This is a genomic window from Mesorhizobium sp. AR10 (assembly GCF_024746795.1).
Classification (GTDB): domain Bacteria; phylum Pseudomonadota; class Alphaproteobacteria; order Rhizobiales; family Rhizobiaceae; genus Mesorhizobium.
The window spans coordinates 372,396-386,657 of record NZ_CP080524.1 but is presented as its reverse complement, the minus strand read 5'-3'; the positions used below and the strand labels follow the sequence as shown (position 1 = coordinate 386,657).

The window sequence follows — 14,262 nt, the reverse complement described above, 5'->3', positions numbered from 1 at the left end:
GCGCTTGCCGCCCATCCTGCAACGTCGGCGATTGGCGAAGGCCGGTGCGACATCCGATCTCCCCCCTTGAGGGGGAGATATCCGGCAGGACAGAGGGGGGCGCCGTAGAGCGCGACATCGAGGATTAGCTCAGTCACGCTCAATCGCCCTCGTCCTCATAGCCGACGAGGTGCAGTGGCCGGGCGGCGATGCCCTCCAGCTCGCACCAGCGCACCAGCGCTTCCTCGCGGCCGTGTGTGACCCAGATTTCGCCCGCGCCCGTCTCCTTGATCGTGGCGGTCAGCTCGTCCCAGTCGGAATGGTCGGATATGATCAGCGGCAGTTCGACGCCGCCTTGTTTGGCGCGCTGGCGGATGCGCATCCAGCCAGACGCAAAGCAGGAGATCGGATCGGGAAAGCGGCGCGCCCAGCGGTCGGCGAAGGCCGATGGCGGGCCAATGACGATGGCGCCGGTGAAATCCTCCTTGCCGCCCTCCACGGTTGCCGGCTCCAGCGTCCCGAGGTCAATGCCTTGGCTCTGGTAGTAGTCGCTGAGCCTGGCCAGCGCACCGTGGATATAGATCGGGCTGTCATAGCCGGCATCGCGCAGCAGCCGCATCACCCGCTGTGCCTTGCCCAGCGCATAGGCGCCGACCAGATGCGAGCGTTCGGGGAACTGCGCCGTCGATTTCAGCAGCCGGGCGATCTCTTCGGTATCGGGCGGGTGGCGGAACACCGGCAGGCCGAAGGTCGCCTCGGTGATGAAGACGTCGCACTTGATGGGTTGGAACGGTTCGCAAGTGGCGTCCTTCTGGCGCTTGTAGTCGCCGGACGCGACAATGCGGGTGCCCTGATGTTCGACCGCGATCTGCGCCGAGCCCAGCACATGGCCGGCCGGATGAAAGGTGACGGTGACGCCGTTCAGAGCCATCGCTTCGCCCAGCGCTGCCGCTTGCATAGTCTCGGCAAAGCCCTCGCCGTATCGCAGCCCCATAATATCGAGCGTCTGTTGGGTCGCCAGCACCGAGCGGTGGCCGGAGCGCGCATGATCGGAATGGCCATGCGTGATCAGAGCGCGGTTGACCGGCCGCACCGGGTCGATGAAGAAATCGCCGGGCGGGCAATAAAGGCCTTCGGGCCGGGGATGAAGCAGGTCACTGGCGCGCATGGCTCCAAGATAGGCGCTAATTCCGGCGCGGGAAGCCTGTTGTAAGTCACTGCTGACTCCAGCATACACGCACACGCCGGCTTCGGTTGCCGGCGGGACCCATCGCCATGAAACCGCTTCAAGCCTCGTCCGGCGACCTGAACGCCGATCGTCGCGCCGACTATGCCGAGATGCTTCACGCGTCCGGCGATCACGCGGCAGCAGCGGAATTGCTGCTCGGCGCGCTGGAACTGGCGCCGCAATGGACGATGGGCTGGTACCGCCTCGGCGAGATGCAGCAGGCGGCGGGCGCGCCGAATCTGGCGGCGCAGGCTTGGGCAATGTCGTTGAAGCTGGATCCGGCGGATCGCCAGGGTGCGGCGCTCAACCTGCAATTGATGGGCAAGGCGCCGAAAACCGCAGCACTCCCCAGCGCCTTCGTCGAGACGCTGTTCGACCACTATGCCAAGAGCTTCGATGAATCGCTGGTCGACAATCTCGGCTACCGCTTGCCTGAATTTCTCGATCAGGCCATTCGAACGGCACGGCCGGGCCGCTTCGGGCTGGTGCTCGATCTCGGCTGTGGCACCGGGCTGATGGGGCAAAGGCTGCGGCCGATCGTCGATCGGCTGGAAGGCTACGATATCTCGGCCAGCATGTTGAAGCAGGCGCGGGCCAAAGGCGTCTACGATCTGCTCGGCAAGGCGGACCTGCGGGATTTTGCCTATGCTGACCGGAAGGCCGAGCTGGTGACAGTGGCCGATGTGTTCATCTATGTCGGCGCGCTGGACGCCGTGGTGGAGACGATTGCCGGGATGCTGTCCGGCGACGGCCTGTTCGCATTTTCCGTCGAGAAGCTGGCGAATGAAGATGCATTCGACGATTTCGCGCTGCTGCCATCGCGCCGCTACGCGCATTCGCAAGCCTATGTGCGGCGGGTTCTGGCCGCCAACGGGTTTTCGGTCCTATCGATGGAGACGAAGACCATCCGGCAGGACCGCCGTGAACCGGTCGAGGGGTTGGTGGTGGTGGCGACTTTGCCTTCCGATGCCTTCAATGTTTGAAAATGTGAATAGGATTTTTCCACTCACGCCTGCATCAATCGCGTTGAAGCTGCGAAAAGCCCGATTCGCATGCCATGATCTCGTTTCGCTAAGGCAGGGCATCGACACGGAGCACGTCCCCATGCGCTGGAACATGACGATCTTGGCATCTTGCCTGGCGATTACTGGCTGCATGGGCTCATCGATGGCCGAACGGCAGGACGCGAATGTCGAGTCCTCGCTGCAGTACGACACCGTCCCTTGCGATCAATTGCTGGCGCAAAGAAACGGACTGGCGCAGCAATACAAGCTTTCGGTCGACGCCAAGCCGACCTTCTCCAATCCGGCGATGGGTTTTGGTCCGTTCACGCCGGATGTCCGCTCCAAGACCCAGCGCGATATCGATCAGGCAAGCGGCCGGATCGACGCCATGAACCGGTCGATTGTCCGCCGCGAATGCGGCAAACCGGCCAAGAAGACCAAGTTCGCTCTGCCGAGCTAAACCGTCTCTTTGCGTCAGTACCCCGCGTCGCGGTCCACCAGATTGTCCAGCTTCTCGCCGCGCTCGAAGGCGGCCATCTGCCGAAGCATGCTCGGCACCAGATGGACGGGGTCGGAGGTTGCCGCCGCATGCGGCGTCACGAAAACCTTTGGATGGCCCCATAGCGGACTGGTCTTCGGCAGCGGCTCGACCTCGAACACGTCGAGGCTCGCTTCCTTCAGCGTGCCGTCGTCCAGCGCGCGCAAGATGTCGGCATCCTTCTGCAGGCGGCCGCGCCCGGCATTGATCAGCACCGAGCCGCCAAGGCCGTTGCGCTTCCTCAGCTCCTTCAGCACGCCATGATTGATGATGCCTTGTGTGTCGGGTGTGAGCGGCAGAAGCACCACCAGAATGTCTGTGGCGTTGAGGAACGGGATCAGCCCGGCCTCTCCCGAATAGGTCGAAACACCTTTCATCGACCGGTCGCTGCGCGACCAGCCATTGACCGGAAAGCCGAGCGACAACAGCACCGACGCCGCCGCGCGGCCAAGATTGCCGAGCCCCATGATGCCGACCGAGATGTCGCCGGCCGGCCGTTGCGGCGGCTCGTGCCAGATCTTCTTCGGCTGCTGCGACCGGTAGAGCATGCCCTGGCGGTGATGATCGAGCACCCGCCAGACGACATATTCGGTCATGTACTGGGTGAGGTTGTCGGCGACCACCTTCACGATCGGCACCTTGGGCAGGCCGGGGTCGGCGAAGATGTGGTCGACGCCGGCGCCGATCGAGAAGATGGCGCGCAGATTGGGCAGCGACGACAAAAGGTTCGGCTTCTGCTTCCACACCACTGCATAGGTGATCGACGGATCGCTGGCGCCGTCCGGCTCGAGCACCACCTCGCGCTCCGCCGACAGCAATTCGCGCCAGCGCTGCGGATGAATGCCGGTCAGGGCAAGCAGGATGCGGCCTTTTTCCATTGCGGTTCTTTGTTCCCTCTAAGCAGGCTACTCGCTGACGATGCCGACCGGCGCCGTCTCGATCCTGAAGGCGGCCGAGATCAGCGCCTTGGTATAGTCGGTCTGCGGCCGCTCGAAAATCTGTTCGGACGGGCCGGCTTCGACGATCCTGCCATTGCGCATGACGATGACGTCGTTGGCAAGTGCGCGGATGACTTTCAGATCGTGACTGATGAACAGATAGGCAAGATCGTGCTTTGCCTGCAGGCTGCGCAACAGGTCGACCACTTGCGCCTGCACGCTCATGTCGAGCGCCGAGGTCGGCTCGTCCAGCATGACGAAGCGCGGATTGAGCACCATGGCGCGCGCGATGGCGACGCGCTGCCGCTGGCCGCCGGAGAACTCGTGCGGGTAGCGATTGCGCGTAGCGGCATCGAGGCCGACTTCGCCGAGCACATCGACGACCCGCTTGTCGCGCTGGTCGGGCGACAGCTTCGGCTCGTGGATCTTCAACCCTTCCTCGATGATCTCCGACACCGACATGCGCGGGCTGAGCGACCCGAACGGATCCTGGAAGACGATCTGCAGTTCGCGCCGCAGCGGCCGCATGGCGTTGAAGGTCAGCTGGTTGATGTCGCGTCCGTTGAATTGGATGCTTCCGGTCGACGAGATCATCCTGGCCAGCGCCAGGCCGAGCGTCGTCTTGCCCGAGCCGGATTCGCCGACGACGCCGAGCGTCTGGCCGGCGCGCACGGTGACGTCGATGCCGTCGACCGCTTTCACATTGTCGACCGTGCGCCGGAAAAATCCCCTCTTGATCGGGAACCAGACCTTTATGTCATGGCCCGTCATCACCGGTTTGGCGGCATCGTTGGCGGCGGGCGGCTTGCCCTTGGGCTCGGCGGCCAGCAGATGCCGCGTATAGGGGTGCTGCGGATTGGCGAAGATCTCCTTGGTCGGCCCGGTCTCGACGATCTTGCCTTTGGTCATCACGCAGACCCGGTCGGCGATCTTCCTGACGATGCCGAGATCGTGGGTGATGAACAGCATCGACATGCCCTTGCGGCTCTTCAGCCCAGCGAGCAGTTCGAGGATCTGCGCCTGCACGGTGACGTCGAGCGCCGTCGTCGGTTCGTCGGCAATCAGCAGTTCCGGCTCGTTGGCCAGTGCCATGGCGATCATGACGCGTTGCCGCTGGCCGCCGGAAAGCTGATGCGGATAAGCGTCGAGCCGTTTCTGCGGCTCGCGGATGCCGACTTCGTTGAGCAATTCCAGCGTACGCGCCTTGGCTTGGCGGTCGCCGAGGCCCTGGTGCAGCTTCAGGATTTCGACGATCTGCTGCTCGATCGTGTGCAGCGGATTGAGCGAGGTCATCGGCTCCTGGAAGATCATGGTGACCTTGTTGCCACGCACTCTGCGCAATTGCTTCTCGTTCATGGCCAGCAGGTCGGCGCCCTGGAATAGAATCTTTCCCGACGGATGGCTGGCCGTCGGATAGGGCAGGAGCTTCAACACCGACAGGGCCGAGACCGATTTGCCGGAGCCGGATTCGCCGACCAGCGCCACCGTCTCGCCCTTGGCGAGGTCGAAGGAAATGTGGTCGACGGCCATCGACTGGCTGCCGCCTTGCGCGAAGGCGACACTGAGGTCGCGGACGGAGAGGAGGATCTCGCTCATCTGAACGTCTTGCGCGGATCGAAGGCATCGCGGGTCGCTTCGCCGACGAAGACCAGCAGCGACAGCATCAGGGAGATGACGACGAAGCCCGAAATGCCGAGCCAAGGCGCGTTGAGGTTGCGCTGGGCCTGCTTCAGCAACTCGCCGAGCGAGGCCGCACCGGGCGGCAGGCCGAAGCCGAGATAGTCGAGCGAGGTCAGTGTCGAGATCGAGCCGCTGAGCAGGAAGGGCAGGAAGGTCAGTGTCGCCACCATGGCGTTGGGCAGGAGATGCCGGAACATGATGGTAAGGTTGGGCACACCCAGCGCTCGCGCCGCGTTGACATATTCGAAGTTTCGGGCGCGCAGGAACTCGGCCCGCACCACGCCGACCAGCGCCACCCAGGAGAATAACAGCATCAGTCCGAGCAGGATGAAGAAACCCGGCGGCAGGATGGCGGCGACGATCAGCAGAAGATAGAGCACCGGGATCGCCGACCAGATCTCGATGAAGCGCTGGAACAGAAGGTCGGTCCAGCCGCCGAAATAGCCTTGCACCGCCCCGGCCGCCACGCCGATCAGCGCCGAGCCCAGCGTCAGGATCAGTCCGAACAGAACCGAGATTCTGAAGCCGTAGATGACGCGAGCCAGCACGTCGCGGGCCTGGTCGTCGGTGCCCAGCCAGTTCCAGTTGCCGACGACGCAATTGGGGTCGTCGGCACCTTTCGGATACTGGTTGCAGCGTGTCTTGGCGTCATAGAGCCAGGAGGGCTTGGTTGGGGCAGCTTCGGGAATGGCATTGTTGACGGTCTGGTAGGAGTAGCGCACCGGCGGCCAGATCATCCAGCCATTGGCATTGATCTCGTCCTGGATGACCGGGTCGCGATAGTCGGTGACTGCATAGAAACCGCCGAACTTTTCTTCCGGGTAGGCGACCAGCACCGGAAACAGGATCTCGCCCTTGTAGGAGACGACGATCGGCCTGTCGTTGGCGATCAATTCGGAAACCAGCGACAGCACGAACAGGACGAGGAAGATCCACAAAGACCAGTAGCCGCGCCGGTTGGCCTTGAAATTCTGCAGGCGCCGGTGGTTGAGCGGCGACAGCCAGGGCCGGGCGATCCGATCTGGCGTCGTTTCGGCGGCGGCCTGCGCCATCAGATGTCTCTCCGCTCGAAGTCGATGCGCGGGTCGACCCAGGTGTAGATCAGGTCGGACAGCAGCCCGACAAACAGGCCAAGCAGCGAAAAGATGTAGAGATTGGCGAATACCACCGGATAGTCGCGCTCGATCACCGACCTGAAGCCGAGCAGGCCGAGGCCATCGAGGGAGAAGATATTTTCGATCAGCAGCGAACCGGTGAAGAAGGCCGAGATGAAGGCGCCGGGGAAGCCGGCGATGACGATCAGCATGGCGTTGCGGAAGACGTGGCCATAAAGCACCTGCCGTTCCGACAGGCCCTTGGCGCGCGCGGTCACCACATATTGCTTGCGGATTTCCTCGAGGAACGAATTCTTGGTCAAAAGCGTGGTGGTGGCGAAGGCCGACAGCACCAGCGCCGTCAGTGGCAAGGTCATGTGCCAGAAATAGTCGAGGATCCGCGCCGGCCAGGACAGCTGCTCCCAGTTGTCGGAGGTGATCCCGCGCAGCGGAAACCAGTCGTAGAACGATCCGCCGGCAAACAGGATCATCAGCAATATGCCGAACAGGAAGCCTGGAATGGCGTAGCCGACGATGACCACGCCGCTCGTCCAGATATCGAACGGCGTGCCGTCCTTGACCGCCTTGCGGATGCCGAGCGGGATCGAAATCAAATAGGACAGCAGCGTGATCCACAGCCCGATCGAGATCGATACCGGCATCTTTTCCAGGATCAGGTCGAGCACCGAAATGTCGCGGAAATAGCTATCGCCGAAATCGAAACGGGCATAGTTCCACAGCATCAGGCCGAAGCGCTCGAGCGGCGGCTTGTCGAAGCCGAACTGCTTCTCCAGCTTTTTGATGAATTCGGGATCGAGCCCTTGCGCGCCGCGGTATTTCGAACTGACGTCTCCGGCTGCATCGAAATTGCCGCCGCCAGCATCGCCTCCGCCGCCGCCGAGACGATCGCTGCCGCCCTGGTTGGTCAGCTTGGCAATGACCTGCTCGACCGGCCCGCCGGGGGCGAATTGGATGACGGCGAAGGACACCGCCATGATGCCGAACAGGGTCGGGATCATCAACAGGATGCGGCGCAGTATATAGGCGCCCATCAGGCTCTCTGCCCTCGTTGGGCGAAAATCTCAGCCTTTGCCAATTTTTGCCGCCTTGCCCTTGTCGAACCACCACAGCGCTTCGACCGGAAAGCCGAAATCGGGTTTCTGCTCGGGAAAGCCGAACATGTCCCAATAGGCGACGCGGTGATTCGCCAAATACCAACTAGGAATCCAATCGAGCCGTGCGCGCAAGACCCGGTCGAGCGCTCGGAGCGCCGTGACGAGTTCGTTTCGACTGGTTGCCTTGCCTGCCGCCACGATCAACGCGTCGATGGCTGGGCTTTCGGTGCCGGGATAGTTGCGTTGCCCCGGCGTTTTCGCCATCCGGGAGTCGTAAAGTATCTCAAGGCCGTCGGAAGTGGGCGTCGCCCCGATCGACCATGCGAGCATGTTGAAGTCGAAGTCGAAATCGCTCTGCCGCCGTTCATACTGCGTCGAATCCACCTGCCGGATAGAGGCGTCGATCCCGATCGCCTTCATGTTCTCGGCCCAAGGTGTGAAAATGCGAACGAGACCATCGTCCTCGGCAAGCATTTCCACCTGCAGCCGCTCGCCCTTGTCGTTGACGACGAAATTGCCCGCTCGCTTCCAGCCGGCGTCGGCAAGCAGTCGGGAAGCCGCACCCAGCAGCTTGCGATCATGCCCCGACCCGTCCGAAGCAGGCTGCATCACCGGTTCGCCGAAGACCTCTGGCGGCAATTCGGCTCGAAACGGCTCCAGCAGCGCTAGCTCCCCGGGCGAGGGCAGTCCTTCGGCCTTGTAGTCCGACCGTTCGAAATTCGATTGCGAACGTTCGTAAGAGCCGAAGAACAGAACCCGTTTGATCCATTCGAAATCGAAACAATTGGCAATCGCCCGTCTGACGCGGACATCCCTGAATTGTGGACGACGCTGGTTCAGCGCGACAGCCTGCATGGAAGGCGATTTCTCGCCGGGAAATTCCCGCTTGACGACCTTGCCGTCCTTCAACGCCGGAAAGTCATAACCGGTCGCCCATACTCGCGAGGTAAACTCCTCGCGGAAATGCGTGTCGCCTTTCTTGAAGGCTTCAAACGCTGCCTGGCGATCGAGGTAGAAATCGATGCGGATGCGGTCGAAATTGTTCATGCCACGGTTCACGGCGAGATCGTGGCCCCAATAGTCGGTGACGCGATCATATTCGACAGTCTGCCCGGCGACCACGCGTCCCACCTTGTACGGTCCCGAGCCGAGCGGCGGTTTCATCGTCGAGGCATCGAACTCATTGACGGCATAAAAGGCTTTGGACACGATCGGCATTGCGACGACCGAAAGGATGTTCTGCGCCGACTGTTCGCCATTGAAGGTGAGGTTGAGGGTGACGGGATCGACTGCAACCGCTTCCGTCATATGCCGCAACGCCTTGGAAAGGTTTGGATGGCCCAAATCTTTGTAAAGCTTCAATGCGAAGGCAACGTCGTCTGCGGTCAGTGGCGAGCCGTCGTGGAAGCGCGCTTGCGGTCGCAGGCTGAAGCTGAAGCCGTTGCGGTCTTGCGATAAGGTAACGGACTCTGCAAGCAGGCCATAGACCGCATCCGGCTCATCGAGGGCGCTTGTCATCAGCGAATCGAAACAGAGTTCGGTGCGCGGCGGCGAATCCCCCTTCAACACCAGGGAATTCAACGTGTTGAAAGTCAGGAAGCTCTGATTCAAGGTCGAGTTCGGTGGTGCGAAATTCATCTGGCCGCCCTTGGGGGCGTCCGGATTGACATAGTCGAAGTGGGTGAAATCCGGCTTGTATTTGAGGTCGCCGAAAGCTGACAGTCCATGCAGTTTCACGCCGGTCGGAATGTCGGCGAAGGCTCGGCCCGGCAGCAGCGCGGCGGCTGCCGCCGCGCCGCCCAAGGCCAGGAAATCACGGCGGGGCAGCGCCGGCATCAATTGCTGCCCTTGTATTTTGCCGCCAGCGCTTTTTCCTTGTCCGGATCGATCCACCAGGAATCGAGATCGGCGCCCCTGTAGCTCGGCTGCTTGGCGGGCATGGCGAACTTGTTCCAATAGGCCAGCCAGACCACCGCCCGGTAGTATTGAGGCACCACGTAATAGTTCCACAGCAGCACACGGTCGAGCGCATGGGTGGCGGCAACCAGATCGTCGCGGTCGGTAGCAAAGATGATGCGGTCGACCAAGGCATCCACGACCGGATTCTTGATACCGGCGTAGTTGCGCGAGCCCGGCCTGTCGGCCGCATTGGAACTCCAGAAATCGCGCTGCTCATTCCCCGGCGATTCCGACTGGCCGAGCTGCCCGATAATCACGTCGTAGTCGAAGTTGTTGACGCGGTTGACATATTGGGTCTGGTCGATGATGCGCAGCGTGGCATCGACGCCGAGCTTGCGGAGATTGGCGATATAGGGACTGGCTATGACCTGGTCGGTATCGTTCCAGCCGAGGATTTCGAATCTGAACGGCTCACCCGTTTTGGCGTTCACCATCTTGCCCCCCTTGATCACCCAGCCGGCCTGGGCGAAGAGGTCGACGGCCTGCTTCAGATACTTCCGTTCCGCCTGCGGTGAATCATAGACCGGCAGCTTGAATTCCTGGGTGAACAGCTCGGGTGGCAGCTTGTCGCGATACTTTTCCAGGATTTCCAGCTCCTTGCCTTGCGGCAGGCCGCTTGAAGCGAGTTCCGTGCCCTGGAAATAGCTGCTGGTGCGGGTGTTGAAACCATAGAACAGCGTGCGGTTCATCGTCTCGAAGTCGAACGGGTAGGTCAGCGCGGCGCGTACCAGCCGATCCTGGAATTGCGGGCGCCTCTGGTTCAGCATGAAGGCCTGCATCGGCTCCGGCGAGGTGGTCTTGAATTCCTTTTTGATGACGTCGCCGGCCCGGATCGCCGGGAAATCATAGAATGTCTTCCAACGCTTCGAACTGTTTTCCGGTTTGATATCGTCAAGTCCGCCCTTGGTGAAAGCTTGCCAGGCGGCATTGTCGTCCAGAATATAGGTAAAGCGCTGGGTGTCGAAATTCTCCCGGCCGATCTTCACCGGCAGCTTGGCGGCCCAATAGTCGGGCACGCGTTGCCAGATGATTTCCGAACCCGGTTTGAAGCTGGCGATCTTGTAGGCGGCGGAGCCGAGCGGCGGCTCCAGCGTCGGCCTGGTGACGTCGCGCTTTTTGCCGTTGGCGTCGGTTCCTTCCCACCAGTGCTTCGGCAGCACGACGAGGTCGCCGAGAATTTGTGGCAGTTCGCGGTTGCCCTTCTGGTTGAAATGAAACTCGACCTCGCGGTCGGACACCGCAACCGCATCGGTGACGTTTTCGAAGTAGCGGCTGTATTGCGGACTGTTGGCCTTCAGCACCTGGAAAGACCAGATGACGTCGTCGGTGGTGATCGGCTGGCCGTCATGCCATTTGGCGCGCGGATCGAGGCGGTAGGTCGCCGAGGAATAGTCTGCCGGATATTTATAGGCGTCGGCGATCAGCGGATGGCTGGTGCTGCCCTCGTCGGTCGCCTGCTCCATCAGCGTGTCATAGAGCAGGCCGCCGGTGAACGGGAGCAGACCCGAGGCCGGCGATCCCTGCACGATATAGGGGTTGAAGCTGTCGAACGTGCCGAGCACCACCGAATTCAGCGTGCCGCCCTTGGGTGCGTCCGGATTGACATAGTCGTAGTGCTGGAAATTGTCGCCGTATTTGGACTTGCCGATCAGCGAAGAGGTGGTGCGCCATTCGTCCGCGCAGGCCGCCTGCAGGCCGCTGGCAAGAGCGGCCGCAACCAGCACCGACCTAAGAATCGTTCGGCCAACCGTCATGCGCTTTCCTCTTTGCGATCCATGTCAGCGGACAATCTAGATCATTTGACGGCGGTGAAAACCGCGGCAGACCGGCTTTGTCGCCGCATATGCATCTTTCCTAAGAAAAAAGCCGGGCTGAACCCGGCTTTTTCAAGGATACGTGCATTACAATTTCGTCATTGGGCCGGCGCGGGAGCGGGCGCAGCAGGGGCGGGCGCCGCTGGCGCTGCACCCTCGGCTGGCTTGGCCGGAGCGGCTGGCGCAGGTGCTGCCGCACCTTCTGCAGGCTTGGCCGGCGCCGTTGCGTCGGCTGCTGCACCTGGTGTCGGCAGCGGCTTCGGGCTGTCCGACAGCGTACGCAGATAGGCGATGACGTTGGCGCGGTCCTCGTCCTTCGGTAGGCCGGCGAAGCCCATCGCCGTGCCCTTCACGAGCTTCTTCGGTGAGGCGATGAAGTGGTTGAGGTTGTCATAGGTCCACTTCTCGGTGCCGCCCTTGGAAAATTCCTTCATGCCGGCCGAATAGGCGAAGCCCTGATGCTCGGCCACCGGACGATCGATCAGGTCCCACAGGTCAGGGCCGACCTTGTTCGGACCGCCCTTTTCGCCGGAATGGCAGGCCTGGCATTTCTTGAACACGGCAGCACCCGCTTCGGCATCGGCGGTGGCCAGCAGCTCGGCGATCGGCTTGGCCTCGGCGGCGGGAGCGGCCGGGCCGCCTTCCGCGGGCTCGGTTGCCTCGATGGCGAAGCCGGGCTTTTCCGGCGCGGGCGAGGCGAACAGCGCATCGGATACAATGCCGACCGAGAAGACGACGAAACAGGTTCCGAGCAGCCCGCCGATCAGCTTGTTGATTTCGAAAGAGTCCATACGCCCCAGGCTCCCTTTTCCGGCGGACCGATCCGTCCACTCCGTCCGTCGGTATCGTGACCCACCCTTTGGAGCCGGTCAAATCGGGCGGAAACTAGGTCTTTTGCTTGGGCGTTGCAACACCTATAAGGGCGCTTCCAGTGAGACCTTTTGCCACTTTCCCCATCCTCTTTTCCAACGCTTCGCAGTCCCGATGTCCACGCTGATCCTCATCCCGGCCCGCATGGCCTCGACCCGCCTGCCGGGCAAGCCGCTGGCCGACATTGCCGGCGTCCCGATGATTGTCCATGTCGCCCGCCGCGCCGCCGAGGCCGGGCTCGGCCGGGTGGTGGTCGCCACCGATGCGCAGAGCGTGGCGCAAGCGGTGCGCGCGCATGGTTTCGAGGCGCTGATGACGCGGAGCGACCACCAATCGGGCTCTGACCGCATCTTCGAGGCGCTGACCGCGCTCGACCCTGGGAGCAAGGTCGAAACCATCGTCAATGTGCAAGGCGATCTGCCGACCATCGAACCCGGCATCATCAATGCTGCGCTGAAACCTTTCGAGGACGCGGCGGTGGACATCGCCACGCTCGGCGTCGAGATCGTCCGCGACGAGGAAAAGACCAATCCCAATGTCGTCAAGATCGTCGGTTCGCCAATGTCGGCGACGCGGCTCAGGGCACTCTATTTCACCCGCGCCACGGCACCCTGGGGGGAGGGACCGCTCTATCACCACATCGGCCTCTATGCCTATCGCCGCGAAGCGCTCGAGCGCTTCGTCGCGCTGAAGCCGTCGCCGCTGGAACAGCGCGAGCGGCTGGAGCAGTTGCGGGCGCTGGAAGCCGGCATGCGCATCGACGCCGAAATCGTCCAATCCGTGCCGCTCGGCGTCGACACGCCGGAAGACCTCGAACGCGCTCGAACAATCCTTTCAACCTGAGATATTTGGCATGCCTGAAAAGACCAACAGAATATCCTTCCAGGGCGAGCCGGGCGCCAATTCCGACACCGCCTCCCGCAACATGTTTCCTGACATGGAGCCGTTGCCGTGCCCGACCTTCGAGGATGCCTTCAACGCGGTCGAGACCGGCAAGGCCGACCTCGCCATGATTCCGATCGAGAACACGATCGCCGGGCGCGTCGCCGACATTCATCATTTGTTGCCGGAATCGAAGCTGCACATCGTCGGCGAATATTTCCTGCCGATCCATTTCCAGCTGATGGTCTTGCCGGGCGTGAAGCGCGACGAGATCAAGACCGTGCACAGCCACATCCATGCGCTGGGCCAATGCCGCAAATACATCCGCAAGAACGGCTGGAAGGCGACGGTTGCCGGCGACACGGCGGGTGCGGCCAAGCTGGTTGCCGCCATGAAGGACCGCACCATGGCCGCACTTGCGCCGGCGCTCGCCTCGACGCTCTACGGGCTCGACATCATCGAGGAGAATGTCGAGGACACCGACAGCAACGTCACCCGCTTCGTCGTGCTGACCCGGAACAAGCAATGGGCAGAGCGTCCGTCGGCCGACACGAAGATGATGACGACATTCATCTTTCGCGTCCGCAACGTGCCGGCAGCGCTCTACAAGGCGATGGGCGGTTTCGCCACCAACGGCATCAACATGACCAAGCTGGAGAGCTATCAGCTGGGTGCCTTCACGGCGACGCTGTTTTATGCCGATATCGAGGGCCACCCCGACGATCCGCTGGTGAAGCTGGCGCTCGAGGAGCTTCGCTTCTTCTCGCGCGAAATGCGGATTCTCGGCGTCTATCCGGCCGCCAATTCGCGTGAAGAGTGGAAAGTGGCTGACTAGCGCACAACCCGCTAGCCCAGCGGCACGTAGTCGATTTCGAGAAACGTCTCGACTTCTTGAAGCCAGCGGTCGCGGACGAAAGCGACGTGGTCGGGATGGTCGTTGTAGGCTGAGTAGGCGGCCTGATCGGCAAATTCGAACGAGAAGCCGAAGCGATAATCATTCTTCGGGCTGACCTGCCGCAATTGCTCGAATTTCTCGACGCCGGGGATCGGCGCAAGAATTCGTTTTGCGTCGGCGAGGAATTTTTTCTCCTCGGCCGAATTCTCCTTGTGCTTCAACCTGAACACCACCGTGTGACGGATCATTTTTTCTCTCCCTGTGTC

At 62.0% G+C, this 14,262-nt stretch carries 13 protein-coding genes; 4 read left to right on the top strand and 9 right to left on the bottom strand.

The features are described 5' to 3' along the window. Window positions 1-139: 139 nt before the first annotated feature. Complete coding sequence (locus LHFGNBLO_RS05290; protein WP_258604954.1) at window positions 140-1,147, bottom strand: ligase-associated DNA damage response exonuclease; 1,008 nt, start codon at window positions 1,145-1,147, stop codon at window positions 140-142. 107 nt (window positions 1,148-1,254) lie between these two features. Here LHFGNBLO_RS05290 and LHFGNBLO_RS05285 point away from each other — a divergent pair, with 107 nt between their 5' ends. Together LHFGNBLO_RS05285 and LHFGNBLO_RS05280 are read left to right on the top strand one after the other, a co-directional pair. Next, window positions 1,255-2,190: a methyltransferase domain-containing protein gene (locus LHFGNBLO_RS05285; RefSeq protein ID WP_258604953.1), complete on the top strand. Its 936-nt coding sequence runs from the start codon at window positions 1,255-1,257 to the stop codon at window positions 2,188-2,190. Between the two features lie 121 nt (window positions 2,191-2,311). After that, window positions 2,312-2,671, top strand: a complete 360-nt coding sequence (locus LHFGNBLO_RS05280; RefSeq protein ID WP_258604951.1) for a hypothetical protein — start codon at window positions 2,312-2,314, stop codon at window positions 2,669-2,671. A 14-nt stretch (window positions 2,672-2,685) separates the two neighbouring features. Here LHFGNBLO_RS05280 and LHFGNBLO_RS05275 read toward each other — a convergent pair whose 3' ends face one another. The 7 genes from LHFGNBLO_RS05275 to LHFGNBLO_RS05245 form a co-directional block, all read right to left on the bottom strand. Further along, window positions 2,686-3,627, bottom strand: coding sequence for a 2-hydroxyacid dehydrogenase (locus tag LHFGNBLO_RS05275; RefSeq protein ID WP_258604949.1), 942 nt, complete (start codon window positions 3,625-3,627; stop codon window positions 2,686-2,688). 27 nt (window positions 3,628-3,654) lie between these two features. Further along, on the bottom strand, window positions 3,655-5,283 hold the full coding sequence (locus tag LHFGNBLO_RS05270; protein WP_258604948.1) for an ABC transporter ATP-binding protein: 1,629 nt from the start codon (window positions 5,281-5,283) through the stop codon (window positions 3,655-3,657). Further along, complete coding sequence (locus LHFGNBLO_RS05265; RefSeq protein WP_258604947.1) at window positions 5,280-6,419, bottom strand: ABC transporter permease; 1,140 nt, start codon at window positions 6,417-6,419, stop codon at window positions 5,280-5,282. The genes LHFGNBLO_RS05270 and LHFGNBLO_RS05265 overlap by 4 nt, the downstream gene beginning before the upstream one ends. Then, window positions 6,419-7,513 carry a microcin C ABC transporter permease YejB gene (locus LHFGNBLO_RS05260; RefSeq protein ID WP_258604946.1) on the bottom strand — a complete coding sequence of 365 codons (1,095 nt, stop codon included), beginning with the start codon at window positions 7,511-7,513 and terminating at the stop codon, window positions 6,419-6,421. Before LHFGNBLO_RS05260 ends, LHFGNBLO_RS05265 begins: the two co-directional genes overlap by 1 nt. Window positions 7,514-7,543: 30 nt before the next feature. Continuing rightward, window positions 7,544-9,412: an extracellular solute-binding protein gene (locus LHFGNBLO_RS05255; RefSeq protein ID WP_258604945.1), complete on the bottom strand. Its 1,869-nt coding sequence runs from the start codon at window positions 9,410-9,412 to the stop codon at window positions 7,544-7,546. Continuing rightward, on the bottom strand, window positions 9,412-11,289 hold the full coding sequence (locus LHFGNBLO_RS05250) for an extracellular solute-binding protein (RefSeq protein ID WP_258604944.1): 1,878 nt from the start codon (window positions 11,287-11,289) through the stop codon (window positions 9,412-9,414). The genes LHFGNBLO_RS05255 and LHFGNBLO_RS05250 overlap by 1 nt, the downstream gene beginning before the upstream one ends. 158 nt (window positions 11,290-11,447) lie before the next feature. Then, window positions 11,448-12,140 (bottom strand): c-type cytochrome, encoded by a 693-nt coding sequence (locus LHFGNBLO_RS05245; RefSeq protein WP_258604943.1) that lies wholly within the window; start codon window positions 12,138-12,140, stop codon window positions 11,448-11,450. 193 nt (window positions 12,141-12,333) lie between these two features. Here LHFGNBLO_RS05245 and LHFGNBLO_RS05240 point away from each other — a divergent pair, with 193 nt between their 5' ends. Together LHFGNBLO_RS05240 and LHFGNBLO_RS05235 are read left to right on the top strand one after the other, a co-directional pair. Then, a complete protein-coding gene (locus LHFGNBLO_RS05240; protein ID WP_258604942.1) occupies window positions 12,334-13,062 on the top strand; it encodes a 3-deoxy-manno-octulosonate cytidylyltransferase in 729 nt (242 codons plus the stop codon). Between the two features lie 10 nt (window positions 13,063-13,072). Continuing rightward, complete coding sequence (locus LHFGNBLO_RS05235) at window positions 13,073-13,936, top strand: prephenate dehydratase (protein WP_258604941.1); 864 nt, start codon at window positions 13,073-13,075, stop codon at window positions 13,934-13,936. Between the two features lie 11 nt (window positions 13,937-13,947). On the opposite strand, the gene LHFGNBLO_RS05230 is transcribed toward LHFGNBLO_RS05235, so the two are convergent. Further along, window positions 13,948-14,244 carry a Dabb family protein gene (locus tag LHFGNBLO_RS05230; RefSeq protein WP_258604940.1) on the bottom strand — a complete coding sequence of 99 codons (297 nt, stop codon included), beginning with the start codon at window positions 14,242-14,244 and terminating at the stop codon, window positions 13,948-13,950. Between the last annotated feature and the right edge of the window lie 18 nt (window positions 14,245-14,262).